The sequence below is a fragment of the Streptomyces sp. NPDC048479 genome (assembly GCF_040651435.1).
Classification (GTDB): Bacteria; Actinomycetota; Actinomycetes; order Streptomycetales; family Streptomycetaceae; genus Streptomyces.
The window spans coordinates 1-2,765 of the sequence record NZ_JBEZKA010000098.1 but is presented as its reverse complement, the minus strand read 5'-3'; the positions used below and the strand labels follow the sequence as shown (position 1 = coordinate 2,765).

The 2,765-nt window shown below is 70.1% G+C and carries 1 pseudogene; it reads left to right on the top strand.

Annotation, left to right across the window (positions count from 1 at the left end):
- Positions 1 to 9: 9 nt before the first annotated feature.
- Positions 10 to 2,765 (top strand): annotated as a pseudogene (locus tag AB0D12_RS41085) (beta-ketoacyl synthase N-terminal-like domain-containing protein); the annotation flags it as partial.

Here is a 2,765-nt window from a genome sequence, read left to right as displayed (position 1 = left end):
GCGGGTTCGCTGTCGGCTGTGGTGCACACGGCCGGTGTTCTGGACGACGGTGTCCTGGACGCCCTGACTCCGGACCGTATCGACAGCGTTCTGCGGGCGAAGGCAGTCTCGGCCCGCAACCTCCATGAGCTGACGGGTGAGCTCGGTATCGAGCTCTCTGCTTTCGTGCTGTTCTCTTCCATGAGTGGCACGGTGGGTGCTGCTGGTCAGGCCAACTATGCTGCCGCGAACGCCTACCTGGATGCTCTGGCCGAGCAGCGTCGCGCGGATGGTCTCGCGGCCACGTCGCTTGCGTGGGGCCCCTGGGCCGAGAGCGGCATGGCCGCCGACGAGGCGATGGACGCGCGGATGCGGCGTGAAGGCCTGCCGCCGATGGCACCTGACACTGCACTGGCCGTTCTGCGCCAGAGCGTCGGGTCCAGCGATGCGGCTCTGCTGGTGGTGGACGTGGACTGGCAGCGGTTCGCGCCTGCCCTCACCGTCGTACGGCCCAGCAACCTCCTCGCCGAGCTGCCTGAGGCTCGGCCCGTTGGGGCTGATTACCGTACAGGCTCCGCAAACTCCGCCGAGGAAGTCGGCTCGCTGACCGAGCGGCTGGCCGCGCTCGGCGGGACCGAGCAGGAGCGGGAGCTCCTGAGCCTGGTCCGTACGCATGTCGCTGCAGTACTCGGCCACGACGGCTCGGACGCCGTCCGTGCGGAACGGGCCTTCAAGGAGCTCGGCTTCGACTCCCTGACCGCCGTCGAGCTGCGCAACCGTCTCGGCGTCGTGACCGGCGTACGGCTGCCGGCCACGCTGATCTTCGACTACCCGACCGCCTCGGCCCTCGCGGAGTACCTGCGGGGCGAGTTGCTCGGCACGCAGGCAGTGGTGACCGGACCGGTGGCGAAGGCCGTCGACGACGATCCGATCGCGATCGTGGCCATGAGCTGCCGCTTCCCGGGCGGGGTACGGACCCCGGAAGACCTGTGGCAGCTCCTGGCGACCGGCGGTGACGCCATCGGGGAGTTCCCGGCCGACCGTGGCTGGGACCTGGACAGGCTCTACAGCCCCGACCCCGACAAGCAGGGCACTTTCTACGCCCGCGAGGGCGGATTCCTCTACGACGTCGCCGACTTCGATGCGGACTTCTTCGGGATCTCGCCGCGTGAGGCGCTGGCCATGGACCCGCAGCAGCGGCTCCTGCTCGAAACCTCGTGGGAGGCGTTCGAGCGGGCCGGGATCGATCCCGCCACCGTGCGGGGCAGCCAGGCCGGTGTCTTCGTCGGCACCAACGGCCAGGACTACGGAGCAACGCTCCAGACCGTCCCGGACGGCATCGAGGCTTTTCTCGGTACGGGCAACGCGGCGAGCGTCGTCTCCGGGCGGCTGTCGTACGCCTTCGGGCTCGAAGGCCCGGCCGTCACCGTCGACACCGCGTGTTCCGCCTCGCTGGTCGCGCTGCACTGGGCGGTCCAGGCACTGCGAAGCGGCGAATGCTCGCTGGCGCTCGCAGGCGGCGTGACCGTCATGTCGTCGCCGGGTGCCTACATCGACTTCAGCCGTCAGCGCGGCCTTGCCGAGGACGGTCGCATCAAGGCGTTCGCGGCTGGAGCCGACGGTACGGGCTGGGGCGAGGGTGTCGGCATGCTGCTCGTCGAGCGCCTGTCCGACGCTCAGCGGAACGGCCACCCCGTGCTGGCGATCGTGCGAGGCTCCGCCATCAACCAGGACGGCGCGAGCAACGGACTCACTGCCCCCAACGGCCCGTCCCAGCAGCGCGTCATCCGTGCCGCTCTCGCGAGCGCGGGACTGTCGGCCGCGGATGTGGACGCGGTGGAGGCCCACGGCACGGGCACCCGGCTCGGTGACCCGATCGAGGCCCAGGCACTCCTTGCCACCTACGGCCGGGAGCGCGAGGCGGAGCAGCCCCTGTGGCTCGGCTCGATCAAGTCCAACATCGGCCACACGCAGGCCGCCGCCGGTGTCGCGGGCGTGATCAAGATGGTCATGGCGATGCAGCACGGGGTGCTGCCGCAGACCCTGCACGTCGACGAGCCGACCCCGCACGTCGACTGGACGGCCGGGGACATCGCCCTGCTGACCGAACAGAAGGAGTGGCCCGAGACCGGCCGCCCGCGCCGGGCCGGCGTCTCGTCCTTCGGCTTCAGCGGTACGAACGCGCACACCGTCCTGGAACAGGCACCACCGCAGGCCGAGGAGACGGGCCCGTCCGGGCCGCAGCACCCGTCCGGCGTCGTGCCGTGGGCGCTGTCGGCGAAGAGCGAGGCGGCGTTGCGCGCCCAGGCCGAGCGGCTGCGTACGCGTATCGCATCCGATGAGCTGCTGGAGCCCGCCGACGTGGCCTACTCCCTGGCTACGTCGAGGGCGGCTCTTGAGCGTCGTGCCGTGGTCGTCGCGACGGAGCGGGACGAGTTCCTGGCAGCTCTGAAGGCGCTGGCTGTGGGGGAGCGGGTGCCGGGTCTGGTGCAGGGCACGGTTGCCGGTGGCGGGCTGGCGTTTCTGTTCACGGGGCAGGGGAGTCAGCGGTTGGGGATGGGCCGGGAGTTGTACGAGGCGTATCCGGTGTTCGCGGAGGCGCTGGATGCGGTGTGCGCTCGGCTGGATCTTGAAGTGCCGCTGAAGGACGTCCTGTTCGGGGACGATGGTGATGCTCTCAACGAGACCGCGTACACGCAGCCTGCGTTGTTTGCGGTTGAGGTGGCGTTGTTCCGGCTGGTGGAGTCGTGGGGTCTGCGGCCGGACTTCTTGGCGGGTCATTCGAT